Here is a 25,193-nt window from a genome sequence, read left to right on the forward strand (position 1 = left end):
ACCGTGGCGGAGGGGGAGGTCAGCCCCCTCCGCGACGATCGTGCACCTCCGCATCACAACGCTGGGTCATGAGCGGTCAGAGGCGCCCGGAGGTCATGTCGAACAGGCGCGACAGCACGCGGTCGCCGTCGGCGCGCAGCCCGTTGTGGAGCAGCTCGTCCGTCACCCACGTGCGAGCGCCGAGCAGCGACGCCGTGGCGCGGGAGTGGGCGGCGAGCACGTACGGGTCGTCGAGGTAGACGGCCGCGGCCACCGGCACGCCGTCGGACCCGCGGGCGACGCCGTCGAGGACGGCCGGGTCGTACAGGCGGGGCCACTGCCGGTCGGCGAGCAGCCGCGCCGCGTCGGAGACCGGCGCGAGTGCGCCGACGCCGCCGCGCTCGGGGTCGAGCAACCAGTCGCCGACGTGCTCGCCGGACAGCAGCGCCGGGTCACCGCCCTCGGCGGGGTCGCGGAAGTCGTCGGGACGGGTGCGCTCGGCCGACCACGCCGTGGTGGCGCCGTCGGCGTAGCAGGCCTCGTGCACGAGCAGGTAGAGCGGGTTGCGGGCCAGGCCCAGCGGGTCGGCGGCGTCCGCGCGGAACGCCGGGGAGCCGACGGGCCGCTCGAGCAGCGCGTGGAGCACGTCGGCGCCGTCGCTCATCCCCAGGCCGTGGCCGGCGGCGCGCAGCGTGCGCGACGTGATGCGGTCGCCCGTCGTCGTCCTGGTCTCCTCGGTGGTGAGGCGGGCGTGCAGCTGGCGCAGCCGCTCGAGGTCGTGCGGGTACCGCTCGTGGTACCTCGCGGAGAGCACGCGCATCTGCGCCCACGTCGCGGCGTAGACCTCGTCGGGGTGCATCCCGACGGCCGGCAGGCCGCCGGTGACGTGCACCGACCGCAGCGACTGCGGGGCGCGGGAGAGGTAGGTGAGGGCGCAGAACCCCCCGAAGCTCTGCCCGAGCAGGCTCCAGCGGTCCAGGCCGAGGGCCTCGCGGAGCAGCTCGGCGTCGCTGACGATGCTGTCGGCGCGGAAGAGCGCCAGGTGGTCGGCCTGCTGCTGCGGCGTCAGGCCGGACAGGTCGCCGACGGGCGTGGAGCGGCCGGTGCCGCGCTGGTCGAGCAGCACGAGGCGGAAGTCGCGCAGCGCCCGGACCATCCAGCCGCTGGTCAGGGGGGCGCCGGCCGGGCGGGTGGCCTCCTGGCCGGGGCCGCCCTGGAGGAACAGCAGCGCCGGCTTGTCGGGGCCGTCGCCGGCGGCGGACACCTCGCGGGCGAACAGCGTGAGCGACGCGGCGGCGGGACCGTGGGGCGCTGAGTGGTCGAGGGGCACGTCGAGCTCGTGCTCGAGCACCCGCAGCCCGGGCAGGTGCAGCTCGACGGTGCGCAGGTCCGGTGCAGCCATCCGCCCACCCTGCCGCACCCGCGGGGTCAGGGGGTCGACCAGCGGGGGCGGCGGTGCTCGAGGAACGCCGCGACGCCCTCGTGGAAGTCGGGGTGGGAGTAGACGGCGGCGTAGACGTCGTCGGCGTCCACGGGCCAGCCGCCCGCGCCGACCACGGCGGCGTCGTCGAGGCGAGCCCCGATCTCCTTGGCCGCCGCCACGGCGTGCGGCGCGCACCGCGACACCGCCGCGAGCAGCTCCGCCTCCACCGCCACCAGCTCGGAGGGCTCGACGACCCGCGACACGAGCCCCGCTGCCCGCACCTCCTCCGCGGTCGCGAGCCGACCGGTGAGCAGCAGCTCGCTCGTCAGCGCCCGTCCCAGGGACGCGCGCAGCCGCGCGGTCGTGCCCGGTGAGACGCAGTTGCCGAGCGTGCGCGCCACCGGCGCCCCGAACCGCGACGCCGGTGTGGCCACGACCACGTCGCAGCACGCGACCACGGCGAGGCCCCCGCCGACGGCCGGGCCGTCGACGAGGGCCAGCACCGGGACCCGCAGGGCGCGGACGGCGTCGAGCACCTCGACGACGTGCCGCTCGTACGCGACGCCGTCCTCCCCCGTGCGGATCTCGACCAGGTCGGCGACGTCGGTGCCGGCGGCGAACGCGCCGTCGCGCCCGGTCACGCTGACCAGGCGGACGGACGCGTCCTGGCGCAGGGCGAGGCAGTGGTCGCGCAGCTGGGCGTACATCGCCTCGGTGAACGCTCCTCGTGCTGCCGGGTTGGAGATGACCAGTCGCGCCAGCCCTCCCTTGCGCTCCAGCAGCACCGCCCCCGCCCCGCCCTCGGTGGACATCGGCGTCAGCGGGTGCTCTCGTCGAGCTCCCAGCCGAGCCGGGCGTACAGCGCGGCGCGGCCCTTCTTGTCGTTCTCGTTCTCCTGCCGCGCGTACTTGGCCACCAGCTCGGCGTGCTCGCGGGGCACCGCCACCACGCCGTCGCCGTCCCCCACGACGATGTCGCCGGGCTTGATCTGCACGTTGCCGATGGTCACGGGCACGCCGTACGTCTCGTACTCCACGCGGCCCTGCGTCATGGCCTGGTTGCGCCACCGGGCGAAGACCGGCACGCCCTGGGCGATGCACTCGTCGCGGTCTCGCGCGCCGCCGGAGGTCACCACGGCGGCGGCGCCCTTGGTATGCATGTCGAGGGAGTTGTACGAGCCGATCTCGCCGCACGCGGCGTCGGGCGACTCCAGCACGACGATGTCGCCCTGCTGCAGCTCGGAGTCCCACGGCTGGATCTGGACCTCCTTGTACCAGTAGTTCCGCGCCCACTCGGTGTACTCGTCACCGGTGATCTGCGGCACCTGCTTCTGCGTGACGCGGGAGCGCACGGTGAACGCCGGACCGCAGAACCTCATCCCCTCGGCGATCGGCATGATCGACCTGTCGACGCTGCCCTTGTTGGGCATGCCGATCCAGTCGAGCCCGTCGCGCACGTCCGCCACGCGCAGGCCCTCGAACAGCTGGGCGATCTCGTCAGCCACGTCACTCCTCTTCGATGTGATCGGTCGGTCTGTCGGTCCGTCAGTCGGCGACGCGCCGTCACCAGTCGACGGCGGTGTAGGTCGTCTCGAGGTACTCCAGGAGGCCTTCGGCGCTCCCCTCCCTCCCCAGCCCGCTCTCCTTGGTGCCGCCGAACGGTGCGGCCGGGTCGGAGACCAGCCCGCGGTTGACGGCGACCATCCCCGCCTCCAGGCGCTCGGCCACGCGCAGCGCGCGCCCGAGCTCCCCGGCGTAGACGTAGGCGACGAGACCGTGCTCGGTGTCGTTGGCCAGCGCGACGGCCTGCTCGTCGTCGTCGACGACGACCACGGGCGCGACCGGCGCGAAGACCTCCTCGGCCAGCACGGCCGCGCCGTCGGGCACGTCGGTGAGCACGGTGGGCGGGTAGAAGCAGCCGGGGCCGTCGGGGCGCTGGCCGCCGAGCAGGAGGCGGGCGCCGCGGGCGCGGGCGTCGTCGACGAGCCGGGCGGCCTTGTCGACGGCGGCGGTGTCGACCAGGGGGCCGCAGCCGGTGGCGGGGTCGCTGCCCCGGCCGACCACCACGGCGCCCATGCGCTCGGCGAGCCCGGTGGAGAAGGCGTCGGCGAGGCTGCGGTGCACGTAGAAGCGGTTGGCGGCGGTGCACGCCTGCCCGCCGCCGCGCATCTTGGCGACCATCGCGCCGTCGAGCGCGGCGTCGACGTCGCTGCCCTCGAGCACGAGGAACGGCGCGTTGCCGCCGAGCTCCATGGCGGTGCGCAGCACGCGGTCGGCGCTGCGGCGCAGCAGCAGCTTGCCGACCTCGGTGGAGCCGGTGAAGGACAGCATCCGCACCGCGGGGTGGGCGAGGAGGGCGTCGACGACGGGTGCGGCGCGGGAGGTGGTGACCACGCCGAGGGCGCCGTCCGGCAGGCCGGCCTCGCGCAGGAGGTCGGCGAGGAGCAGCGCGGTGAGCGGGGTCTGCTCGGCGGGTTTGAGGACGGCGGTGCACCCGGCGGCCAGCGCGGGGCCGACCTTGCGCGTGACCATCGCGGCGGGGAAGTTCCACGGCGTGACGAGCGCCGCGACGCCGATCGGCCGGTGGCTCACGAGGATGCGGTTGCCGCCGCCGGGTGCGCGTCCCAGCCGTCCGGGCACGCGGACGCCCTCCTCGGCGTACCAGCGCAGGAACTCCGCGGCGTAGGTGACCTCGGCGCGCGCGTCGTGCAGCGCCTTGCCGTTCTCCAGGCTGATGAGCTGCGCCACCTCCTCGGCGCGCGCGGTCATGAGCTCGAAGGCGCGCACGAGGACGGCGGAGCGCTCGCGCGGGGCGGCGGCCGCCCAGGCCGGCTGGACGCGGGCGGCGGCGTCGGCGGCGTCGAGGGCGTCGGCGGGTCCGAGGTCGGGGACGCTGCCGATGACCTCGTCGGTGGCGGGGTCGAGGACGTCCAGGTGAGCGCCCATCAGGCAGCTCCTCCCGCGGTGAGGTCACCGGCGTGCGCGGCGCGCAGCAGCGCGAGCGCGGCGGGCTCGTCGAACGGGCGGGGGCTGTTCTCCACCAGGCGCCGCGCGCTGAGCGACGCCGTCGCCAGGGCGGGCAGGTCGGCGTCGTCGACGCCCAGCTCGGCGAGGGTCCGCGGGATGCCGGCGCTGGAGAGCAGGTCGGCGACGGCGACCGCGGTGCCGTGGTCGGGTCCGGTCCGCCGGTCGGCGGGGACGCCGAGGGCGTCGGCCAGCTCGGCCATCCGGTCGCCGACGACGGGCGCGGTGAACGCCATGACGTACGGCAGCAGCAGCCCGACGCCCACGCCGTGCGGCGTGTGCGTCAGCGCGCCGAGCGGGTACTGCAGGGCGTGCGCGGCCGCCGTCCCCGCCGTCCCGAAGGCCAGGCCCCCCGCGAGGGCCGCCAGGGCCATGCCGGTGCGGGCCTCGAGGTCGTCGCCGTGCTCGACGGCGCCGCGCAGGTGCTGCGCGGCGCTGCGGACGCCGAGCAGCGCCCAGTGGTCGGTGAGGGCCCCGCGGCCCACGAACACGCGGCTGCCGCTCATCTCGCCGGCGTCGCGGCGGACGGCGGTGAACGCCTCCACGCAGTGCGACAGGGCGTCGGCTCCGGCGGCGGCGGTGACCGACGGCGGGCAGGTGAGCGCGAGCTCGGGGTCGACCACGGCGGTGTGCGGCACGAGGTGGCGGCTGGAGACCCCGACCTTGGTGGCGCGCTCGGCGTCGGTGACGACGGCGACCGGCGTGGCCTCCGAGCCGGTGCCGGCGGTGGTGGGGACGGCGACGACGGGCGCGACCGGTCCGGGGACCTGGTCCTCGCCGTAGTAGTCCTGCGGGCGGCCCCCGTGGGCGAGCAGCACTGCGGCGAGCTTGGCGAGGTCGAGGCAGCTGCCTCCCCCGAACCCGACGAGCACGTCGGTGCCGTGGCGGCGGGCCTGCTCGGCGAGCGCTGCGGCGTCCTCGACGGGCAGCTCGGGGGCGGCGGTGTCGTGGACGGCGACGTCGAGGCCGGCGGCCCGCAGCCCGTCGACCAGCTCAGCCGCGGCCGGGTCGGCGGCGAGGCGGGGGTCGGTGACCACGAGGGCGCGGCGCCCGAGCCGGGCGGTGGCGGCGGGGACGGACGCGCGGGTGCCGGCCCCGAAGAGGACCTCGCGGGGGCTGCGCAGCAGTCCCCCCAGCGGCGTGTCCCCCATGATCGACCAGCTCCTTCGCCGTCGTCCCGGAGCTCTCAGCACCGGTCTCCAGATCCGATCGGATCTGATGTGGCTCGACACTGGCACGCCGGCGACGACACCGTCAAGGGCTTCCGCGGATCCGATCGGATCCGATACGGTCTGTCGATGGACGAGACCCACGACGACGTGCTGGCCCTCTTCGACGGACTCCGCGTGGCCGACGTGCGCGACGGCATGGACTGGGTGGGCCTGCCCCACCGCGGCTCGGTGAGCAGGGACATCACCCCCGTCGCCCCCGGCATGCGGCTGTGCGGGCGCGCCTTCACCGTGCGCACCCGCCCCAGCGACAAGGTGGTCCCCCACGGCATCTCGCCGGAGGAGTACACCGCCTGGGCGCACGAGTACTGGTACGGCGAGGTCAACACCTCCAAGGCCTGGCGGGACGGCCTGCGACCCGGTGACGTCGTCGTCATCGAGGGGGCCGACCTCGGCGTCGGCGAGGTCGGCTCCAACAACTCCCTCGGCTGGCACGTGCTCGGCGCCGTCGGCGTGGTGACCTCCGGCGGGGTCCGCGACGTCGACGAGGTGACCGCCCAGGGCATCCCCGTCTTCGCCCGCCACCGCTCGCAGTCGATGACGCAGGGCCGGATCGAGTTCGCGGAGGCCGGGCAGCCCGTGGCGCTGGGCGACGTCGTCGTCAGGCCCGGCGACGTGGTGGTGGCCGACGGCGACGGGGTGATCGTCGTCCCGGTCGAGCGGGCCGAGGAGGTGGCCCGCTACGGTCGCCAGGAGCTCGAGAACGACAAGGCCATCCGCCGCGGCTACTACCAGTCGCTGGGGTGGGCCCTGGACGAGACCGTGAAGTGAGAGCGGCCGAACCCGTGCCGCGGTCGGGAGGTCGCTGTGCCCAGTCCGCTACCGCGCGTGCGCCTCGGTGACGAGGTCTACGACCAGCTCGTCTCGCGCCTGCTCTCCCACCAGCTGGCCCCCGGTGACCGCATCACCGTGGACGCGCTCTCGCGCGAGCTCGGCGTCTCCCAGACGCCCATCCGCGAGGCGCTGACGCGCATGGAGGCCGGCGGGGTGGTGGTGCGCCACCACCTCGCCGGCTACCGCGTGGCCCCCGAGCTCGACCGCCGCTCCTTCGACGACCTCGTGGAGCTGCGCCTGCTGCTGGAACCGGTGGCCGCGCAGCACGCCGCCGAGCGCGGCAGCCCCGAGCAGCTCGACGCGCTGCGCGAGCTGGCCGCCGCCATGGAGGCGCAGGAGTCCGGCCCCGACGGCACGCAGGACTACGCCGCGTTCGCCAGCCTCGACGCGCGCTTCCACGACGCCGTCGCCGAAGCCGCCGGCAGCGCGCTGCTGCGCGAGGCCCTGGGCAGGCTCCACACCCACCTCAAGCTGTTCCGCCTGAGCAGCGGACGGCGGGTGCTCACCGAGGCGCTCGCCGAGCACCGCGCCGTGGTCGACGCCGTGGCCGCGGGAGACCCCGCCGCCGCTGCGGCGGCCATGCGCGAGCACGTGGAGCGCTCAGCCGCGCGCTTCTCGACGTTCTTCAGCTGACGCGTCGACCACACAGGTGGAGGGCAGCTCGCCGCCCGAGGCGGTCATCAGCAGACGGGAGGCACGCCTCGTCGCCGGGCCCGGGGTGGACCTCGACCGACGTCGCCGGTGGAGACACCGCCCTCGACGCAGACCACCGGGGTGCGTGCAGCTCGACCGTCCACGTCCACCACGTCAGGTGTCGCCACGACAGCCAGCGCCGGCCACCACGTCGGCGAACCGCACCCCCGGCCGCGGCTGCAGGTTGACGGCCACCGTGTCCGTGGCCCAGTCGTAGCCCGAGCTCGAGGACTCCACGGGACCGTCCATCGCAGCCCTGAACGGACCGGAGGCAGCGGCGACGATCGCTGAGACGTCGTCGGAGGAGCACCCCGCCCAGGTGTCCACCCTCACCCACGGCAGTCCTCCAGCCTCGATGAGGACGAGCGCCTCGGGTCCGCCCTCCAGGCGCACGGTCAAGGAGCAGGGCAGGCCAGGGCCGACCTGTGAGCAGGCGTGCACATCGCGGTGCTCGTACGAGGCGAGGCCGAGCGGTCCGTTCGCCTCGACAGCGGCGCTGCAGGCGAGCGCCTCCTCATCGGTGGCCTCGGGGTGGAACTGGCGGACCGTGGCGATGTCGATCTCCCGGAGCTCGCCCGGGGTCGACTCGTGGACCTCGTGGGGACCCGGCGGGCTCGCCGACCGGTCGGTCGGCGCCTGGACCGACCGCGTGGTGGCACCCGGGCCCGGATCGTGATCCCTTCGTGCTGGTCCGCAGGAACCGGAGCGCCGACGCTGGCTCCATGCCGCCAGCAGGCGCTCCTACCGGGGGGCGGCTCCGTGCGTCTCACGCCCGCGGCGAAGGCGACGCCGCACCGGGCGCGGACGTGCTGAGACGCCTGCTGGCCGGTGCCACCACCGCCGTGACCCTCGCCGGTGCGCTCTGCGCCTGCGGAGGCAGCGGCCCCTTCGGGCTGCCACTGGCCTGCACCGCCATCGGCAACGCCGAGGGTGTCCACGTCGACTTCACCACCGCTGTGCCCTTCGAAGGCGGTGACTACTACGCCGAGGTGAGCGTCCCCTCCGCGGGGGCCAGCCACACCAACGGCTTCGCGGGCAACGACGAGTACAGCTTGTACAGCGGCGTCCAGGCGGACTTGGACGACGAGCCCACCCGCGTCGACGTCCAGGTCACCACCGAACGCGGTGAGGTCGCCGACCGGGCCAGCACCACCACCCCGCAGCTGTTCCAGCCCAACGGCGCGGGCTGTGACGGGGACAACTACAGCATCAGCCTGCGAGCCACCCGCGACGGGCAGCTCTTGCCTCGCGACCCGGATGAGGCGGTCATCGATGACCTGGGACGCATCTCCGTCGCCGTCTCCACCGGCTGCGGCGTCAACGAGGTCACCGACGGGTACTCCTCCTACGCGCGGGTGGGAGGGCTGCTCTCCGATGGTGCTGGGCACGCGCCGGCGGACTGGAACACGCCCTACCAGCGGGGGTGGGCCGCCATCGACGGTGACACGCTGGTCTTCTCCGACGAGCGCGGCCATCGTGAGACCTTCCGCCGGGTGCCGGACGGTCAGGCGCCTGCACCCTGCGGGTGAGGGCACCTCGGTCGCCGCTGACGGGCAGGCTGCCCACCTCGAGGAGGTGGGCACGAGCGTGACACGGGAGACCGGTGGCAGTGCGACCGCGCCCGGTCCGCGCTCGCAGGGAGCTGCGGAGCCGTGCTCCTGGTCTCGCCACTGCGGCACGCGCAGGCAGGCGATCGACCATCTGGGTGGCTGTCGCTGGGTGTCCCCTGCGGATCTCGCCGGAACCGGTGGTCCGCCTTGACCCCCTCCACCGGTCGATGGACGGTTGCCCGAAGCACCTGCAATCCGGACGCGGCGCTGGTCCGAACCAGGGTGGACGCCTCTTCAGCTCCCAGGGGGACCTGCTCCATGACGATCATCTCCGGCAAGGACCGCCGACTGGCCCGGCTCTTCGGGCCTGACGGCCGCACCTTCCTCGTGGCCGCCGACCACGGGGTCACCACGGGCTTCGACTCCGGGCTCGGTGACATGGCCCCCCTGCTGGCAGCCGTCGCCGAGGGCGGCGCGGACGGGGTGGTGGTGCACCGCGGAACGGCCAAGCGCCACGCCCCCGTGCAGCGCGGCACCGCACTGCTCGTGCACCTGTCGGGCAGCACGGACCTGTCGCCGGACGGTGACGTCAAGACCGCCGTCTGCAGCGTGGAGTCGGCGGTGGCGCTGGGCGCCGACGCCATCTCGGTGCACGTCACCCTCGGGTGCGGAGCCACCGATGACCGGGCCGCGCTGGCCGACCTGGGGGCGGTCTCCGCCGACTGCGAGCGCTTCGGCATGCCTCTGCTCGTCATGACCTACGTGCGCCCGGGCGGACCGCGCTCCGCCGGAGCCGCCGCGCTGCACGCCGCGCGGGTCGCCGCCGAGATGGGGGCCGACGTGGTCAAGGCCACCTCGCCCGACCTGGAGACCAGCCACGCCCTGGCCACGAAGATCGGGGTGCCCGTGGTGGTGGCCGGCGGTGAGACCGGGCGGGGCGCCACCTTCGAGGACTTCCTCGAGACCTCGCGCCTGACCCTGGAGACGGGCGTCGCCGGCCTGTGCGTCGGGCGGTGGGTGTTCACCCACGCCGACCCCGCCAGGGCCACCCGTGCGCTGCGTGACCTGGTGCACCCCACCGGCGCCGGCGGTGCGGCTCCGCGCGAGGCGCCGCTGGGCTCGCCGTTCGACCTCACCCGCGCCTGACCCGCACCCGACCTGCACTCGAACGACCAGGACCAGGAGAGACCCCGCACATGACCTCCGACCTGTGGGCCGACGTCACGGCCCTGTCCGGTGACCACCTGGACGCCGCCCTCGCCCACGTCCGCACGGCCGCCGTCGACGCGGTGCTGCTGCGACCGGAGCAGCTCGACGGCTGGAAGCCGGTCGAGCGCCTGGCCGTCGCGGTGCTGGTCGGGCCGGACGCGTCGACCACCGACCTGGCGGGAGCGCCCGTCGACGCGGTCGTCGCTGACGGCGTGCGGTCCCTGACGGCGGCGCGGTCCCTGGCGCACGGGCGACGCCTGGGGGTGCGCTGCCTCATCGACGACGGCACCAGTATGGACGAGGCCGCCGACCAGTGCGGCGCGGTCGACGTCCTGCTGTCGGTCTTCACCGACGAGACCAACATCCCCCTGGAGCTGCTGCTCGCCCGCGCGCAGGGCACCCGCACCGCGGTGTTCAAGGCGCTGGCCACCGGGTCGGAGGCCTCCACCGTGGCTGGCGTGCTGGAGTCCGGACCGGCGGGCGTGCTGGTGGACGCCGCCTCGCTGGTCGACCTCGACGTCGCCGCGCAGGTGGTGGCCCGGCAGTCCGAGCGCGTCGCTCCGCTGGTGCCGCTGACCGTCACCGGGTCCCGGCCGATCGGCATGGGCTACCGCGGCTGCATCGACACCACGACGCTCTTCGACGACGACGAAGGCATGATCATCGGGTCGACGTCCTCGGGCGGGATCCTCGTGTGCGCCGAGGTGCACTACCTGCCCTACATGGACCTGCGCCCGTTCCGGGTGAACGCCGGAGCGGTGCACTCCTACGTGTTCTCCCCCACCACGACCTCCTACATCACCGACCTGCGCGCCGGGGCTCCCGTCTCCGGTGTCAACGCCTCCGGGCGCTTCCGCGACACGTCCGTGGGCCGGGTGAAGATCGAGCTGCGCCCGCTGCGCCTGCTCGAGGCCCGCGACGAGGCGACGGGCTCGCTGGTGAACGTCATCCTGCAGGACGACTGGCACGTGCGGGTGATGGGCGAGGGCGGAGAGGTCCGCAACCTCACCCAGGTCAAGCCCGGGGAGAAGCTGCTCGGCGGGATCTGGGAGCCCGGCCGCCACGTGGGCATCAAGGTCTCGGAGAAGATCCTCGAGAACTGACGCCCGACCTCCCGGGCCACGGCGGCCGCCGGCCTCTCCGCCAGGGGCCGGCGGCCCCTGGTGCCTTCGGCAGGCGGGGGCTCTCCGGTCAGCGGTGGCGCACCCACGCTCCGGGCTCGTCCAGGCGACCCGTGCCCTCCTCGAGGTCCACGTGCAGGGGCGCGAGCGCTCCCTCGATGACGTGCGCGCCGCTGCCCGGGAGCGCGAGTCCGCTCCAGGTCCGCCACTGCTCGACCGAGGCGACGAAGGACTGGGACGCGGGGGTGGTGGACAGGAGCTGCGCGCCCATGCGCTCGTGCGTCCGCAACCACGGGTCGAACGCCTCCCCGTCCGCCCGCCGCCACCGGGCGTAGGTCTCGACCGGGATCAGCGGGTACTGGTGCTCGCCCGTCAGGCGCAGCGGGGCGATCACGCGGTGCAGTCCTCGCGCGGCCGCGGCCTGGACGAGGTGGCCCAGGAGGTGGGCGGCCGCGCCCGTGCGGGCGTGGCTCGGGTGCACCTGGGCCGCGCAGATCACCAGGGTGTCGCTCGCCGTGCCGCGGTCGTGGTCGGCCAGGGCGCGGACGAGGGTGTCGCTGTACCCGCGCGGCAGGTGGTCGGTGTCGCCGTCCCACGCGATGGGCACGCCCCAGGCGGCACCCGCGAGCCGCTCGTCGTGGTCGGACCCGGCAGGTCGGGTGAGGGCCACCTCCAGCGCGGCACCGGTGGCGCGGACCTCGGGCAGCGCCGCGGCCGCGACGGGATCTGCGTCGATGTAGGGCGGCCAGCTGTCGGCGAAGAGGTCTTCCCACTGCTGGGGTGAGCGGGGTCTGTCGGCGACGAGTTCGGCGATGAGGTCGTCGGTCACGGTGCGAGTCTCCGGGTGCAGCACGTGAGGAGCGGCGACGGGTCCAGACGGTCGTCGTGGCGGGCGCGACGCGGTCACCAGTCCCTGAGGCGCCGGGCGCCGGCCCACACCGGGCGTCCCGGGGCGACGGATGACGGGATGGAGTCGGCGCACCGGTCGTGGGGCTCCAGGCCCGCCTCGACGACGCGCACCGCCGGCGGGACCCAGGCACCACCAGACCACAGCCCCCCGCCCGCGACCGGCTCCAGCTCCGGCAGCTCGTCGTCCTCACCAGCCGCGCGCCTGCGCCACCACCGCGACCTCCGCGCACCCCCGGGGTCCAGCAGGGCGCGGGTGTAGGCCTCACCGAACCAGCACCACCGCGGCGGCGCCTCCGGCAGCCCCAGCCACTGCCCCAGGCCGGCGAGGTACCGGTGCCCGCCGCGTCCGCTGCCGGGCTGCTGCCCCAGTCGCTCCTCGACCGCCACGAACACCGTCGCCGGCGTCGTGAGCGCGAGGACGAACGCTCGCAGCCGCGGGTCCTCGGGCGGCAGCGCGACCCGCAGCACGTGCGCGCCCACGTCGCCCAGCCGTGCGCGCCCCGGCCGCGACGGTGCCGCCAGAGCGGCGTGCGGGACCACCGGCCGTGACGCGAGGAAGAGGAGCCCGTCAGCCGCCTCCCACGCCCTGCGCAGCCCCTCGTCCCCCTCCGCCTCGAAGCGGTGGCGCAGCGGCTCGGAGTCCCCGAACCGCTTCGGGACCGCCTCGGGGAGCTCCGCGCGTGCCGCGCGCAGCCACCGGTCGGTCACGACGCCCATGTCCCGCTCGCGCTCGTACCAGGTCACCTCGCTCACCGAGGGTTCTCGCGGACCGCTGACCACGCGGCCAGCATGGACGGCCGGGGGCGCAGGGCCAAGCTCAGCGGGCAGCTCTGAGCGCTCGCTCGAGGACGTCGACGACGTCACGCCCCTGCTCGCCCGTCACCGCCACCGGCGGGCCGCCCCGCAGCGACGCCGCGAGGCTCGCGTACAGCTCCGCCCCCAGCCGGCCGGGCGGCTCCAGGCCGTCGTGGACGACGACGACGGCGCCGTCGGCGTCGCGCACCACCACCGACGTGCCGTCCTCACTGGTGATGTCACCGCGCTCCCCCACCACGCGGAACCGCGGCGCCGGGTGCTCGGCCCTGCGGTGCACGTCGATGCGCGCGCTGGAGCCGCCGTCGCGCTGCCCGAAGGCCAGGTGGATGCGCAGGTGGTCCTCGACGGCCGACCCGGGCGGGCGGTGCGCGGTGCCCGTCACCGCCGTCGGCGTGCCGAGCAGCTGCAGCACCTGGTCGACCGGGTGCGGCCCGATGAGCCATCCCGCTCCCCCGCCGGTGTCCGCCTCCTCGGTCCAGGTGGCGATGTCGGAGCCCGTGTGCGGCGTGCCGTCCCCGGCCGTGCGGTAGCGACCTGCGTGGCTGCGGTGGACCTCCACGCGGCGCACCGGCCCGACGGCGCCCTCGTGCACGAGCCGCAGCACCTGCTGGAAGTCCGGTTCCCACCGCCGCTGCTGGTGCACCGACAGCTGCCGTCCAGCGGCGCGCGCGGCGGAGAGCATGGCGTCGGCGTCGGCGACCGAGGTCGCCATCGGCTTCTCCACGTGCACGTGGCGTCCCGCTCGGAGCGCCCCGATCACGACGTCGCGGTGCAGGTGGTGCGGCAGGGCGACGACGACGAGCTCCACGCCCCCGTCGTCCCCGGCGCTGCCCGCGACGAGCTCGCGCCAGTCGGTGTGGGCCCGCGCGCCGAAGCGGTCGGCCGCTGTCGCCGCACGGGCGGGGTCGGCGTCGCAGACGGCGACCAGGTCGAGCTGCCCCGCCGCTCGCGCCGGCACGAGGTTCTGCTCCGCGTGGTAGTACCAGCCGCTGTTGCCGAGGCCGACCAGGCCGACCCTCACGGGCGTCACCGCCACACCGCCCCGGGGCCCGCGAGCGCCTCGCCGCCGAGCGCCTCGGTGACGTCGACCGCGGTGCCGCCGCGTGACGCCGACAGGTACGCGGCGTCCATGATCCCCATGGTCCTGAGGTTGTCGCGGCCGCTGTGCGCAGGCTCCACCCCGGCGTCGAGGGCGTCCAGCAGCGCCGCGGTGCTGCTGCCGTAGGAGAGGTGTGCCCGAGTGACGGGACCGGCGTCGACGAAGGACGACGACCTCACCTCACCTCCGCGCAGCTGGAGCTGGCCGGACGCCGGACCTGCCATGGGGTGCTCGCGGGAGGTGCGGGCGCTGCCGTGCTCGCCGTCGGCGCGCAGCTGCTGGGTGGGCAGGCCGCGGGCGCGCCAGGACGACGTCATGGTCGCGACCAGACCGTCGTCGAAGGAGACCAGCAGCGCCGCCAGCTGCTCCCCCGGCAGGCCGGAGGCCGGGTCGCGGCGGGTCAGCGCGCTGACGGTGCGCGGCGGGCTGGGCGCCAGCCACTGCAGCCTGTCGATGAGGTGGACGCTGAAGATCGCCATCTCCAGGCGCTCCTGCTCCGCCCGCCACACGCCGGGCGCCTGCGGTCGGTCCTGGAAGGAGCGGTGCTCCAGGAGGTGCAGGGGGCCCAGCTCCTCGGCGCGCAGCGCAGCGGCGAGCCAGGCCTGCTCCGGGTACCAGCGGAAGTTCTGGCTCACCGCGAGCGGCACGCGGGCGGCCTCGGCGCGGCGGACGAGCTCCGCGGCGTGCGCGCCGCTGCCGGCGAACGGCTTCTCCACGAGCAGCGCGACGCCCCGGTCCAGGGCGGGGTCGACCACCTCGTCGCGCACGGCGGGCGGCGTCAAGACCAGCAGGACGTCGACGCCGGCGCCGCCGCCCGCGCGGTCGAGCAGGTCCTCGACGGATGCGAACGGCTCCACGCCCGGGTGCTGCGCGGCGAACGCCTCGCGGGCAGCGGGGTCCGGGTCGCACACCGCCACCACGTCGGCACGGCCGCCGCAGACGGCGGCGATCCCCGCCGCGTGCTGGCGGGCCACCCACCCTGCGCCGACCAGCCCGACGCGCCTCACGCCCCGTCTCCCGCGAGCTGCACCACCGCGGTGCGGTGCAGGTCGGTGAGCTCGACGTACGCCGGGCCGTTGGCGCGCACGCGCTCCAGCTCCGCCTCCGAGAGGTCGCGCAGCACGCGCCCCGGCACCCCCGCCACGAGCACGCGGTCGGGCACCAGGGCGCCCTCCTTCACCACCGCACCGGCGGCGACCAGCGCCTCGGCTCCGACCACGGCGCCGGTGAGCACCACCGACGCCATGCCCACGAGCGCGCCGTCGCCGACGGTGCAGCCGTGCAGCACGGCGCGGTGGCCCACCGAGACGCGCTCCCCGACCTCGACACCGCCGTGCTCGTCGGCGTGCACCACGCAACCGTCCTGGAGGTTGCTGCCGCGCCCGATGCGGATCGGGGACCCGTCGGCGCGCAGCACGCAGCCGTACCAGACGCTCGCCCCGGAAGCGACGTGCACGTCACCGACGAGCACAGCGGTGGGTGCCACCCAGGCGCCCTCGTCGACCACCGGCCCGCGGTCTCCCAGCGCGAGCAGCAGCGGCTTCGGAGCAGCGGTCACAGCCCGTACCAGCGCACGGCCGTACCGCCGCTGACCTGGGCGAGCGCCGCCTCGGCGTCGCCGTCCTGCGTGCCACCCCCGGCGAGGGCCTTCGCCACGGCGTCTCGCAGGTCGCCCCACGCCTGCGCGTAGCTCGCCCGCAGGAGCACCACGGGCCAGTTGCTCGCCAGCAGGAGGCGGTCGGCGCCGAAGGCGTCGAGCACGTGGCCGACGTAGCGGGGCAGCACGTCGGCGCGCCAGGCGTCCCACGCCGTCAGCGCGTCGACGCCCACCGACACCTTGAGCGCCACCCCGGGCAGCTCCGCGAGCGCGGCGACGTTCGAGGCCCACGGCTCCCAGCCGCCGGTGTCGAGCGGCGGGCGGGCGAGGTGGTCGACCACCACCTTCAGCCGCGGCACCGCGCTGGCCAGGCCGGCGACGGCCCGGACCTGCTCGGGGGTGATGGGGACGACGTCCCACACGAGCCCCCGCTCGGCCAGCTCGGCGAACAGCGCGCGGACGCCGGGGTCGGCGAGCCGTTCGAGCGGGTCGCGGCCGACGAGCGTGCGCACGCCGCACCAGGCGGTGGTGTCGGCGCGCGCCAGCTCGGCGCGGGCGGCGCCGGGGTCGAGCACGGGCAGCCACCCGACCACGCCGCGCACGTGCGCGGTCTGCGCGGCCCAGGCGGCGAGCCTGTCGTTCTCGTCCGGCTCGTCGACCGACTGCATGAGGACGGTCGCGTCCACACCGGCGGCGGCGAGGTCGGCGGCGAGGTCGGCGGGGGCGTAGTCGCGGGCGATGGCGCCGTGGGCGCCGGTGCGCCAGGCGGACTGGTCGGCCTCGCCGTAGGTCCAGAAGTGGTGGTGGGCGTCCACCACGGGCGGTCTGTTCGTCGGGTCCGGCATCAGCTCTCCCAGCGTGGCGGTCGGTGGTCGAGGAACGCGGTGACGCCCTCGCGGAAGTCGGCGCTGCCGTAGCAGGCGCGCAGGAGGTCGGTGTCGTCCGGGAGCCCGGCGGGCCAGGCGGCCGCGGCCAGGCGGCGGTCGGTCTCCTTGAACGCGGCCAGGGCTCCGGGGGCCGCGGCGAGCAGGCCGTCGAGCAGCTGCGCCACGCCGTCGTCCAGCTCGTCGGCGCTCAGGACGACGTCGGCCAGTCCGACGGCGGCCGCCGCAGGGGCGTCGAGCATCCGGGAGGTCAGCAGCAGCTCCCTGGCCCGTGCGTGGCCGGTGCGCCGCGCGAGGGCGGCCACGACGGCGGCCGGCACGCAGTTGCCGAGGGTGCGCGCCACCGGCAGCCCGAACCGCGCCCGGGGCCCGGCCACCACCACGTCGCTGACCGCGACGAGCGCGAGGCCGGCGCCGGCGGCGGGGCCGTCGACCACCGCCACCACGGGCACCGGCACGGAGGCCAGCGCCTCCAGCACCGCGCCGACGCGCCGCTCGTAGGCGACGCCCGCCTCCCCGGCGTCGGGGGCGCCGAGCACGTCGGCGGCGAGCATCCGGACGTCGGTCCCGGCGGCGAACGCCCCGTCGGTGCCGGCGAGCACGAGCGCCCGCACCGACGGGTCGCCGCTGGCCAGGGCGGCGACCTCGGCGAGCTGGTCGTACATCGCCGACGTCAGCGCCCCGAGCCGGCGCGGGTGGTCGAGGACCGCGCGGAGCACTCCCCCGCGGTGCTCCGCGCGGACCCGACCGGTCATGAGGGGCCGGTCACGAGCTGACGTGCTCGCGGGCGAGCAGCTCGTCGGTGTGCTCCCCCAGCAGCGGCGGCGGCCGGCGGATGACGGGCGGGGTGGCCGACAGGCGCAGCGGCGAGGCGAGCACCGGCACCTCCCCCTCCACGGGGTGGGTGAACGTGGCGACCATCTCGCGGGCCTTGACGTGCGGGTCCTCGGTGAGCACCTGCCGGTAGTCCTGGATGGGCCCGGCCGGTACGCCGGCCCCCAGCAGCACCTGGACCCACGCGTCGGTGTCCCGCTCCACGAGGCGCTCCTCGAGGGCCGCGACGAGGTCGGGCAGGTGCGCCATCCGCCCGACGTTGGTGGAGTACCGCGGGTCGGTGAGGAGGTGCTCCAGGTCGAGCGCGGTGCACAGCCGCCGCCACAGCCTGTCGTTGTTGGCGCCGACCGTGACGTGGCCGTCCCGGGTGGCGAGCGCCTGGTAGGGCGCCGACATGCGGTTGGCCGAGCCGAGCTTGGCGGGCGTGCGCCCGGTGTCCCAGAACTCGGTGGACTCCCACACCGCCAGCGCCAGCGCCGACTCGAACAGCGACGTCTCCACCAGCTGGCCGACCCCGGTGCGGCGGGCGCTGGTCCACGCGGCGAGGATCCCCACCGCGCAGAACAGCCCGGAGCCGAGGTCCGCCACGGGGATGCCGCTCTTCACCGGGCGCCCGTCGGGATCGCCGGTGATGGACATGACCCCGGTCATCGCCTGGGCGATGAGGTCGTACCCGGGCCGGTCCGCGTAGGGACCGGTCTTCCCGAAGCCCGAGATGCTCGCGTAGACGAGCGCCGGGTTCACCTCCGAGAGCACGTCCCATCCCACACCGAGCCGCTCCGCCACCCCCGGCCGCCAGTTCTCCACGACGACGTCGGCGTCCTCCACGAGCGCCAGGAAGTCGGCCCGGCCCTCCTCGGACTTCAGGTCGAGCACCACGCTGCGCTTGTTGCGGTTGAGCGACAGGAAGGCGCGGCTGTCCTCCCCGATCCCCGACCTGCCCCACGACCTGCGGGTCTGGTCGCCGGCGTCGGGGTTCTCCACCTTGATGACGTCGGCGCCGAGGTCGGCCAGCACCATCGTGCAGAACGGGCCGGCCATGACCTGGGTGAGGTCGAGCACCCTCATGCCCGCCAGCGCGCCCGGGGGTGCGGTGCCCGGGTCCACGGTGTCCACGGTGCTCCCCCGCCCCGTCAGGCCTGCGCCAGCGCGGCGTTGAGGTTGTCCACGAACTGCTGCGCCGTCTGGCGCGGGTCGGCGCCGTTGAGGGCCACCGCCTCGTAGGAGCGCGTGAACGCCGTCTCGAAGTTGGCCTGGTACCCGGCCGGGTACAGCACCGTCGGCGGCTCGTCCTTGACGATCTGCTGGAACAGCTCGAGGTTCTGGCGGGTGGCGGGCGCCAGGGAGGTGTCGGCCAGCTGGGCCTCGAGCATCTTCGTGTTGGTCACCGCGCCGTTGTTCGAGGCGAACAGGGCGTTGGCCTCGGGGTCGTTGACCCAGAAGTCGATGTAGGCGGCGGCGGTGGGGATGTTGTCGCAGCTGGTGGGGATCGACCAGCCCGAGGTGAACAGCACGGTGCTGGAGGCGCCGTCGGCGCCGCGCGGCAGCTGCACCGTGGTGAGCTGGGAACCCGGCTGCGCGCCGTCGAGGGCGCCCTGCGCCTGGCCGAGCTGGTTGCCGGGCTTGTTGTCGAGCACCGTGCGTCCCTGGGCGATCCAGCTCTGCTCGACCTGGGCGGCCTCGGCGGAGCGGTCCTGCGCGGAGATGGTGGCGCCGGAGGTGCGCAGCTGCTCCCACAGGCCCCAGTACTCCACGACGTCGTCGACGGTGAAGGCGGCCTTGTTGCCGTCGAAGACCTCCTTGCCGTTGCCGCGCAGCCACTCGATGAAGGTGTTGGGGTGCCCGCCGAGGAGGTTCACGCCGGCCACGCCGTCGGGCAGGGCCGCCTTGGCCTTCGGGGCGTAGGCGAAGAAGTCGTCCCAGGTCCAGTTCGCGGGCGGCGTCCCGACGCCCGCCTGGTCGGCGAGGGTGGTGTTGACCATGATCGCGTCGTAGGCGGCGCCGTAGGGGATCTCGTAGAGCTTGCCGTCCGGGCCGCGGCCGGTGTCGAGGACCTCGGCGGGGATGTCGTCGACGTTGATGGCACCGGAGTCGACCAGCGGCTGCAGGTCCACGAGCAGCCCCTGGCCGGCGTAGTCGTTGAGCTGGCGGCCCTGCAGCTGGGTGATGCACGCCATGCCGCCGGACGTGGCCTGCACGTTGAGGCGCTGGAAGTAGGCGGCGAAGTCGGTGAACTCGGGGGTCACGTCGACGCCCGGGTGCTCCTTGACGAAGAGGTCCGAGACGCCGTTGGTGAGGTCGACGCGAGCGCCGGAGCCCCAGTACGCCAGGCGGACGGCGCCGGTGACCTCGCCCTTGCCGGCGTCGTCCCCGGTGGCGGCCGACGGGGCGTCGCCGCCCACGCGGGTGCCGCCGGAGCAGGCGGTGGCGACGAGGGTGAGCGCAGCTGCGCCGGCGAGGAGGGCGGCACGACGACGAGAGCGACGGGAGCGGTGGGTGGCGGACATGGGTGGTGCCTCCAGATCAGGGATTGTCGACATTGACAGGCGAGAGAAGGTCACTTGAGGCCGCTCGTGGCGACCCCTTCGATGAGCAGCCGCTGAGAGACGAGGAAGAAGCCGACGATCGGCGCGATCGCCAGGGTCGCCATGGCGAACAGCGGCCCGAAGGCGCTGGTGCCGGTGGCGTCGAGGAAGCCGTTCAGGCCCAGCGTCACGGTCCACCGCTCGGGGTTGTTGAGGTAGAGCAGCGGCCCGAGGAAGTCGTCCCAGGTGCGGATGAAGGTGAACATCGCCGTGGTGCCGATGGCCGGCAGCGACAGCGGCACGATGACCCGCCAGAAGATGCCGAAGTGCCCGCACCCGTCGAGGCGGGCGGCGTCGTCCAGCTCACGGGGCAGGGTCCGGATGAACTGGACCATGAGGAAGACGAAGAAGGCGTCGGTGGCGAGGAACTTGGGCACCACCAGCGGCAGGATCGTGTTGATCCAGGCCAGCTCGTTGAAGAGCACGTACTGGGGCACGATCGTCACCTGGTAGGGCAGCAGCAGCGTGGCCAGCACGAGGGCGAAGAGCACCCGCCGGAACGGGAACTCCAACCGGGCGAAGGCGTAGGCCGCCAGCGCGCACGAGACGACGTTCCCGACGATCGCCAGCGCCGAGATCACCAGGCTGTTGACGAAGTACCGGGAGAAGTCCAGCGACCCGTAGGACCACCCGTCCCGGTAGTTGTCGAGGGTGAAGTTCCGCGGCAGGAGGCCGAGGGTGCCGAACGCCTCGTTGCCGGGGCGGAAGGACGCGCCCACCATCCACAGCAGCGGGTAGAGGACGACGGCGAGCACGCAGATGAGGACGGCGTGCCGGGCGAGCGCGCGGACCACCTTCGAGCGCGACGGACGCCGCTGGTCGACGACGAGCCTCGCTGCGGGGTGGGCTCCCCGGGGCTGGGACGGCGGCCTGGGAGGTGCGCTGGTGCTCATCGCTCGTCTCCGTAGTGGACCCAGAAGCGGGAGGTCGCGAACATCACGGCGGTGAAGATCCCGAGCACCACGAGCAGCACCCACGCCATCGCTGAGGCGTAGCCCATGTCGAGCTCGGCGAAACCGCGCTGGTAGAGGTAGAGCGTGTAGAAGAGGGTGGAGTCGGCCGGCCCGCCGGTGCCCCCGGAGATGACGTACGCCGGGGTGAACGCCTGGAAGGCGTTGACCGTGGTGAGCAGCACGTTGAAGAAGATCAGCGGGCTGAGCAGCGGCAGCGTGACGCTGACGAACCGGCGCACCGGCCCGGCTCCGTCCACCTCGGCGGCCTCGTACAGGTCGCGCGGGACCTGCCGGATGCCCGCCAAGAAGATGATCATCGGAGAGCCGAACGTCCACACGCTGAGCACCACCAGGGTGAGCATCGCCGTGTCGGGGTCGCCGATCCACGTCCGCCCGTCGATCCCGAACACCGCCAGCAGCGCGTTGAAGACGCCGTCGCCGGCGAACAGCTGCCGCCACAGGAAGGACACCGCCACGCTCGCGCCGATGAGGGAGGGCAGGTAGAACGCCGCCCGGTACAGCGGCAGGAAGCGCATGCCCTTGGCCAGCACCATCGCCACGGCCAGGGAGACCACGAGGATGCCCGGCACGGCCAGCAGCACGTAGAGGAGCGTGACCTCGACGGAGCTGGCCAGCCGGGGGTCGGTGAGCATCGCCCGGTAGTTGGCCAGCCCGCGCCACTGCGGCGGCGAGAGCAGGTTGTACCGGGTGAAGGACAGGTACAGCGAGTAGAGCATCGGGCCGATCGTCAGCCCGAGCAGACCGACGAACCACGGCAGCAGGAAGGCGTAGGCGGCCAGCGCCTCGCGCCGCTTGCGGCCCGAGGGGCGCACCTGCGGCGGCCTCGCCGTGCGCACCGGGAGCAGCGGAGACGCCGGCGAGTCGACGGCGCTCACGAGCGCGCCCCCTCGGCGTGCGCTTCCACGCGGTCTGCCAGCACCTGGGAGAGCAGGGCCGCGACCGGCAGGCGCAGGTCGGCCGACCTCCCGGCCTCGACCACCTCGAAGAGGTCCTTGCTCCACGGGCGCTCGCGCCGCGGGGTGCCCGCCTCGTCGTACGCGGCGGACGTCGCGTCGAAGAAGCCCCAGTTGCTGGCCACCCACGACCCACCCGTGGACGACGAGACCGCGTCGAGCACGGTCGCCTCGTCCACCTGGTACGCCGCGGCCAGCTCGACCGCCTCGTGGGCGCCGGCCAGAGCCGACAGCATCATCAGCTGGTTGGCCAGCTTGGTGGCGGCACCCGCTCCCGCGGGTCCCACGTGCAGCACGCGGGACCCGACGGCGTCCAGCAGGGGACGGCCGAGCTCGACGGCGTCGGCGTCGCCACCGACGAACACCGTGAGGTCGCCCCTCGCGGCGCGCTCGGCTCCCCCGCTCACCGGGGCGTCGAGCAGGGCGACGCCGCGCTCGCGGGCCACCTGCTCCAGGCGGACGGCCGTGGCGGGCAGCACGGTGCTGTGGACGACCACGAGCCGGTCAGCGCCGCCCTCGGCGGAGCCGCCGCCCGCGAGCCAGCCCGCGTCGTCGTCGTCGCCCTCGAGCACCGCGGTGACGGCGGCGTCGTCGGAGACGGCGAGCAGCAGGACGTCGCACCCGGCGAGGTCCGCGGGGCTGCCCGCGGCCCTGGCGCCCTCGTCGACGAGCCGCTGCACGCGGCCGGCGTCGAGGTCGCTGACGGTGACCGCCCATCCGGCGGCCAGCAGGGCGCGCACCATCGGCGCCCCGATGTTGCCCAGGCCGGCGAAGCCGACCGAGGTCGAGCCTGGAGCGAGCGGCACGGGGTCCGCCTCAGAGGCTCTCGTAGTAGGCGATGACCGCGTCGGCGTCGACGGTGGAGTCGGGCTTCTTGCCCTGCGCGTCGTAGTGGCGGCGGCGGGCGTGCATGTCGGCCAGGAGGATCGCTCGGGCGTGCACCGCCACCTCCTGCGCCACGGCCGCGGGGACGACGACGGCGCCGTCCTCGTCGCAGCCGACCACGTCGCCCGGGTCCACCCGCACCCCGCCGCAGGCGATGGTGCCCTGCACCTCGACCACCTCGATGCGGCCCGGGATGATCGTGCGGCCGCGCTTGCGGGCCACCACGGGCGTGCGCTGCAGCTCGATCTCGGCGGTGTCGCGGCAGTACCCGTCGGTGATGATGCCGGCAGCGCCGCCGCCGACCGCCCCCATGGCGTTCTCCGAGCCCCAGAAGCCGACCTCGGGGCCACCGCCGGACTCCATGACGATGACGTGGTTCGGCGGGAGGTCGTCGGGCAGGCGGGTGGCGGGGTAGCGCTCGAACCAGATCCGGTGGGCCTCGACGATGTCCTGGGTGCCCTCGAGCCTCCACATCGGCTTGTTGGAGGGGACGGCGCGGATCGTCACGGCCGGGCCCCAGAAGCGCATGCCGCTCCACAGGGGACGCAGCTCGGGCGACATGAGCGTGAGGTTGAAGTAGCCGATCCCGTCGAGGGCGTCGACGACGTCGACGACGCGCAGGTGCTTGTAGAGGGCTGCCAGGTCGGGGCCGCCGGTGCTGCCGGTCGTCTGCTGGGGGGTGGCGGTGGTCGTGGACATGCGGGCTCCTCGTCTCTGAGGGCGGGTGCGCTCCACGGGTCTCGACAGCGCGCTGAGCCTGCGGTGGGCGCAGCAGTCCGTCCTGGCGCGCCGGTGGGCTCGGTGGATATTGTCTACAACAGACACGACACGAAGACAAGACTGTTGGTGCGGTGCCCCTCGGGGCTAGACCTGTGGCACCGCCCCCAGCACCCCCGTCCCCAGGAGATCCCCGTGAGCCGCGCCACCACCGACCCGCCGGCACCGCCGACCGCCCTCATCCAGGCGCCGAGCCTGGTGCAGCTGGCCGTCGAGCAGCTGCGGCGGATGATCCTGTCCGGCGCCCTCGCGGAGGGCGAGCGGCTCACCGAGGAGCGGCTCACCGAGGAGCTGGGCATCAGCCGCCCGCCGCTGCGCGAGGCCATGCGCACGCTGCAGCAGGAGGGGCTCATCGAGGTGCGCCCGCGCCGCGGCGCCGTGGTGACCACCCTGACCGAGCAGGACGTCATGGAGATCCTCACGCTGCGCAGCGCGCTGGAGCGCCTCGCCGTGGAGCTGGGCGTCCCGGTCACCGACCCCGCGCGGCTGGAGCGCTGCCGAGCAGCGCTCGCCCGGATGGAGCGGGAGGCCGAGGCAGCCGACCGGGGGGCCCTGGTCAGCGCCGCCTACGACTTCCACTCCGCCCTCGTCGCGCTGGCCGGGCACGGGCGGCTCGACGCCGCCTACGCCTCGGTGCAGCGCCAGCAGCGCCTGTGCATGGCTCGCAACCTCTACACCCGCGAGAACGAGTACGAGGACCTCGTCACCCACGTCAAGCGCCACCGCCGCCTGCTGGAGGTGGTCGAGACCGGCGACCCGCAGGCCGTGCTCGCGGAGCTGGCCGTGCACGGGGAGCGCTCGTTCCTGGCTCCCCCGGACGCGCGCCCGTGAGCCCCGCCGCGCCGGTGGCCGGCGAGCGCACGGTGCTGGTCACCGACTGCGACATGGGCCCGGCAGACCTGGAGCGCGCGGTGCTCGAGGGGGCTGGCTGGCACCTGGTGGAGGCGGCCTGCCGCACCGAGGACGACGTCGTGGCGGCCGCCCGCGCCAGCGGTGCTGAAGCGCTGCTCGTGCAGTACGCGCCCGTCACCCGTCGCGTGCTGGAGGAGTGCCCGGACGTCCGCGTGGTGGTCCGCTACGGGGTCGGGCTCGACGTCGTCGACCTCGAGGCCGCCGCCGAGCTGGGCGTCACGGCCCTCAACGTGCCCGACTACGGCTCCCGCGAGGTGGCCGACCACGCCACCGCGCTGCTGCTGTCGCTGCTGCGCGGCGTCCCCGCCTGGTCGGCGGCGGCGGCCTCGGGCAGCTGGCCGGCGCGCGGCGACCTGCCCGACCCGCGGGAGCTGGCGGACTGCACCGTCGGCCTGCTGGGCTTCGGTGCGATCGCCCAGCAGGTCGCCCGGAGGCTGCGCGCCTTCGACGTCGTCGTGGTGGCCAGCGACCCGTTCGTGGGGGCGGAGGTCGCGGCGACGGCGGGGGTGGAGCTGGTCGAGCCTGCGCAGCTGTGGGCGCGCAGCACCGCGGTGAGCGTCCACGTGCCCCTGACGCCGACCACCCGCGGGCTCGTGGGGGCGGAGCAGCTGGACGCCATGCCGCGCGGCGGCTTCCTCGTGAACACCGCCCGCGGCGGCCTCGTGGACCGCGCGGCCCTGGAGGCCGCGCTCGCCTCGGGCCAGCTGGCCGGTGCGGGGCTGGACGTGTGGTGGACCGAGCCGGCCGACCCCGGCGACCCGCTGCTGCGCGACCCCCGCGTGCTGGTGACCCCCCACGTCGCGTGGATGTCGACGGGGTCGGTGGGACGGCTGCGCACGCGCGCCGCCGAGAGGGCGCTGGAGGCACTCGGCGCCCGGCAGAGCAGACCGACGACGAGGAGCTGAGC

The 25,193-nt window shown here is 74.8% G+C and carries 26 protein-coding genes; 7 read left to right on the forward strand and 19 right to left on the reverse strand.

The genetic code is table 11. From position 1 onward, the window contains the following. Window positions 1–76: 76 nt before the first annotated feature. The 5 genes from FMM08_RS14745 to FMM08_RS14765 are packed head-to-tail and all read right to left on the reverse strand — an operon-like array spanning window position 77 to window position 5,576. Window positions 77–1,381, reverse strand: a complete 1,305-nt coding sequence (locus FMM08_RS14745) for an alpha/beta fold hydrolase (protein WP_147927124.1) — start codon at window positions 1,379–1,381, stop codon at window positions 77–79. 26 nt (window positions 1,382–1,407) lie between these two features. After that, complete coding sequence (locus tag FMM08_RS14750) at window positions 1,408–2,214, reverse strand: enoyl-CoA hydratase-related protein (protein WP_147927125.1); 807 nt, start codon at window positions 2,212–2,214, stop codon at window positions 1,408–1,410. A 5-nt stretch (window positions 2,215–2,219) separates the two neighbouring features. Continuing rightward, on the reverse strand, window positions 2,220–2,906 hold the full coding sequence (locus FMM08_RS14755) for an RraA family protein (protein WP_222710804.1): 687 nt from the start codon (window positions 2,904–2,906) through the stop codon (window positions 2,220–2,222). Window positions 2,907–2,964: 58 nt separating this feature from the next. Further along, window positions 2,965–4,347, reverse strand: a complete 1,383-nt coding sequence (locus FMM08_RS14760; RefSeq protein ID WP_147927126.1) for an NAD-dependent succinate-semialdehyde dehydrogenase — start codon at window positions 4,345–4,347, stop codon at window positions 2,965–2,967. Continuing rightward, window positions 4,347–5,576 (reverse strand): iron-containing alcohol dehydrogenase, encoded by a 1,230-nt coding sequence (locus FMM08_RS14765; RefSeq protein ID WP_147927127.1) that lies wholly within the window; start codon window positions 5,574–5,576, stop codon window positions 4,347–4,349. Before FMM08_RS14765 ends, FMM08_RS14760 begins: the two co-directional genes overlap by 1 nt. 147 nt (window positions 5,577–5,723) lie before the next feature. On the opposite strand from FMM08_RS14765, the gene FMM08_RS14770 reads away from it, so the two are divergent. Then, window positions 5,724–6,425 (forward strand): RraA family protein, encoded by a 702-nt coding sequence (locus tag FMM08_RS14770; RefSeq protein ID WP_147927128.1) that lies wholly within the window; start codon window positions 5,724–5,726, stop codon window positions 6,423–6,425. Window positions 6,426–6,461: 36 nt separating this feature from the next. Continuing rightward, the gene (locus FMM08_RS14775) at window positions 6,462–7,121 is read left to right on the forward strand and encodes a GntR family transcriptional regulator (protein WP_147927129.1); all 660 of its coding nucleotides are present in this window, start codon (window positions 6,462–6,464) and stop codon (window positions 7,119–7,121) included. A gap of 174 nt (window positions 7,122–7,295) precedes the next feature. Here the strand turns inward: FMM08_RS14775 and FMM08_RS14780 are convergent, their stop codons facing one another. Continuing rightward, window positions 7,296–7,580, reverse strand: coding sequence for a hypothetical protein (locus tag FMM08_RS14780; RefSeq protein WP_147927130.1), 285 nt, complete (start codon window positions 7,578–7,580; stop codon window positions 7,296–7,298). Between the two features lie 407 nt (window positions 7,581–7,987). On the opposite strand from FMM08_RS14780, the gene FMM08_RS14785 reads away from it, so the two are divergent. The 3 genes from FMM08_RS14785 (at window position 7,988) to FMM08_RS14795 (ending at window position 11,043) form a co-directional block, all read left to right on the forward strand. Then, window positions 7,988–8,710, forward strand: a complete 723-nt coding sequence (locus tag FMM08_RS14785; RefSeq protein ID WP_147927131.1) for a hypothetical protein — start codon at window positions 7,988–7,990, stop codon at window positions 8,708–8,710. A gap of 339 nt (window positions 8,711–9,049) precedes the next feature. Beyond that, a complete protein-coding gene (locus tag FMM08_RS14790) occupies window positions 9,050–9,877 on the forward strand; it encodes a beta/alpha barrel domain-containing protein (protein ID WP_147927132.1) in 828 nt (275 codons plus the stop codon). 50 nt (window positions 9,878–9,927) lie between these two features. Continuing rightward, entirely contained in the window at window positions 9,928–11,043 is a 1,116-nt protein-coding gene (locus tag FMM08_RS14795) for a 3-dehydroquinate synthase II domain-containing protein (RefSeq protein ID WP_147927133.1), read from the forward strand. An 88-nt stretch (window positions 11,044–11,131) separates the two neighbouring features. Here FMM08_RS14795 and FMM08_RS14800 read toward each other — a convergent pair whose 3' ends face one another. The 13 genes from FMM08_RS14800 to FMM08_RS14860 all read right to left on the reverse strand — a co-directional run bounded on the left by FMM08_RS14800 (window position 11,132) and on the right by FMM08_RS14860 (window position 23,296). Then, window positions 11,132–11,890, reverse strand: coding sequence for a GNAT family N-acetyltransferase (locus FMM08_RS14800; protein WP_147927134.1), 759 nt, complete (start codon window positions 11,888–11,890; stop codon window positions 11,132–11,134). Window positions 11,891–11,964: 74 nt separating this feature from the next. Next, window positions 11,965–12,723, reverse strand: a complete 759-nt coding sequence (locus FMM08_RS14805) for a hypothetical protein (RefSeq protein ID WP_147927135.1) — start codon at window positions 12,721–12,723, stop codon at window positions 11,965–11,967. A 64-nt stretch (window positions 12,724–12,787) separates the two neighbouring features. Next, entirely contained in the window at window positions 12,788–13,816 is a 1,029-nt protein-coding gene (locus tag FMM08_RS14810; RefSeq protein WP_187279770.1) for a Gfo/Idh/MocA family protein, read from the reverse strand. Then, on the reverse strand, window positions 13,813–14,892 hold the full coding sequence (locus FMM08_RS14815; RefSeq protein ID WP_222710805.1) for a Gfo/Idh/MocA family protein: 1,080 nt from the start codon (window positions 14,890–14,892) through the stop codon (window positions 13,813–13,815). The genes FMM08_RS14810 and FMM08_RS14815 overlap by 4 nt, the downstream gene beginning before the upstream one ends. Further along, window positions 14,889–15,443: a gamma carbonic anhydrase family protein gene (locus tag FMM08_RS14820; protein ID WP_147927137.1), complete on the reverse strand. Its 555-nt coding sequence runs from the start codon at window positions 15,441–15,443 to the stop codon at window positions 14,889–14,891. Before FMM08_RS14820 ends, FMM08_RS14815 begins: the two co-directional genes overlap by 4 nt. Then, entirely contained in the window at window positions 15,440–16,327 is an 888-nt protein-coding gene (locus FMM08_RS14825; protein ID WP_147927138.1) for an amidohydrolase family protein, read from the reverse strand. Before FMM08_RS14825 ends, FMM08_RS14820 begins: the two co-directional genes overlap by 4 nt. Continuing rightward, window positions 16,327–17,121 carry an enoyl-CoA hydratase-related protein gene (locus FMM08_RS14830; RefSeq protein ID WP_147927139.1) on the reverse strand — a complete coding sequence of 265 codons (795 nt, stop codon included), beginning with the start codon at window positions 17,119–17,121 and terminating at the stop codon, window positions 16,327–16,329. The genes FMM08_RS14825 and FMM08_RS14830 overlap by 1 nt, the downstream gene beginning before the upstream one ends. A 10-nt stretch (window positions 17,122–17,131) precedes the next feature. Continuing rightward, window positions 17,132–18,307 carry a CaiB/BaiF CoA transferase family protein gene (locus FMM08_RS14835; protein ID WP_222710806.1) on the reverse strand — a complete coding sequence of 392 codons (1,176 nt, stop codon included), beginning with the start codon at window positions 18,305–18,307 and terminating at the stop codon, window positions 17,132–17,134. A 26-nt stretch (window positions 18,308–18,333) separates the two neighbouring features. Then, window positions 18,334–19,707: an ABC transporter substrate-binding protein gene (locus FMM08_RS14840; RefSeq protein WP_187279771.1), complete on the reverse strand. Its 1,374-nt coding sequence runs from the start codon at window positions 19,705–19,707 to the stop codon at window positions 18,334–18,336. A gap of 50 nt (window positions 19,708–19,757) precedes the next feature. After that, window positions 19,758–20,678: a carbohydrate ABC transporter permease gene (locus FMM08_RS14845; RefSeq protein ID WP_147927141.1), complete on the reverse strand. Its 921-nt coding sequence runs from the start codon at window positions 20,676–20,678 to the stop codon at window positions 19,758–19,760. Then, complete coding sequence (locus FMM08_RS14850; RefSeq protein ID WP_255472420.1) at window positions 20,675–21,634, reverse strand: carbohydrate ABC transporter permease; 960 nt, start codon at window positions 21,632–21,634, stop codon at window positions 20,675–20,677. The genes FMM08_RS14845 and FMM08_RS14850 overlap by 4 nt, the downstream gene beginning before the upstream one ends. Further along, complete coding sequence (locus FMM08_RS14855) at window positions 21,631–22,518, reverse strand: NAD(P)-dependent oxidoreductase (RefSeq protein ID WP_222710807.1); 888 nt, start codon at window positions 22,516–22,518, stop codon at window positions 21,631–21,633. The genes FMM08_RS14850 and FMM08_RS14855 overlap by 4 nt, the downstream gene beginning before the upstream one ends. Before the next feature lie 10 nt (window positions 22,519–22,528). After that, window positions 22,529–23,296: an RraA family protein gene (locus FMM08_RS14860; protein WP_147927142.1), complete on the reverse strand. Its 768-nt coding sequence runs from the start codon at window positions 23,294–23,296 to the stop codon at window positions 22,529–22,531. A 213-nt stretch (window positions 23,297–23,509) separates the two neighbouring features. Between FMM08_RS14860 and FMM08_RS14865 the strand changes: the two genes are divergently transcribed. Both FMM08_RS14865 and FMM08_RS14870 read left to right on the forward strand, forming a co-directional pair. Then, entirely contained in the window at window positions 23,510–24,205 is a 696-nt protein-coding gene (locus FMM08_RS14865) for a GntR family transcriptional regulator (RefSeq protein WP_222710808.1), read from the forward strand. Continuing rightward, window positions 24,202–25,191 (forward strand): C-terminal binding protein, encoded by a 990-nt coding sequence (locus tag FMM08_RS14870; RefSeq protein ID WP_147927143.1) that lies wholly within the window; start codon window positions 24,202–24,204, stop codon window positions 25,189–25,191. Before FMM08_RS14865 ends, FMM08_RS14870 begins: the two co-directional genes overlap by 4 nt. The last annotated feature ends 2 nt before the right edge of the window (window positions 25,192–25,193 follow it).

The organism is Quadrisphaera setariae, assembly GCF_008041935.1.
In the GTDB taxonomy this organism is placed as follows: Bacteria; Actinomycetota; Actinomycetes; order Actinomycetales; family Quadrisphaeraceae; genus Quadrisphaera; species Quadrisphaera setariae.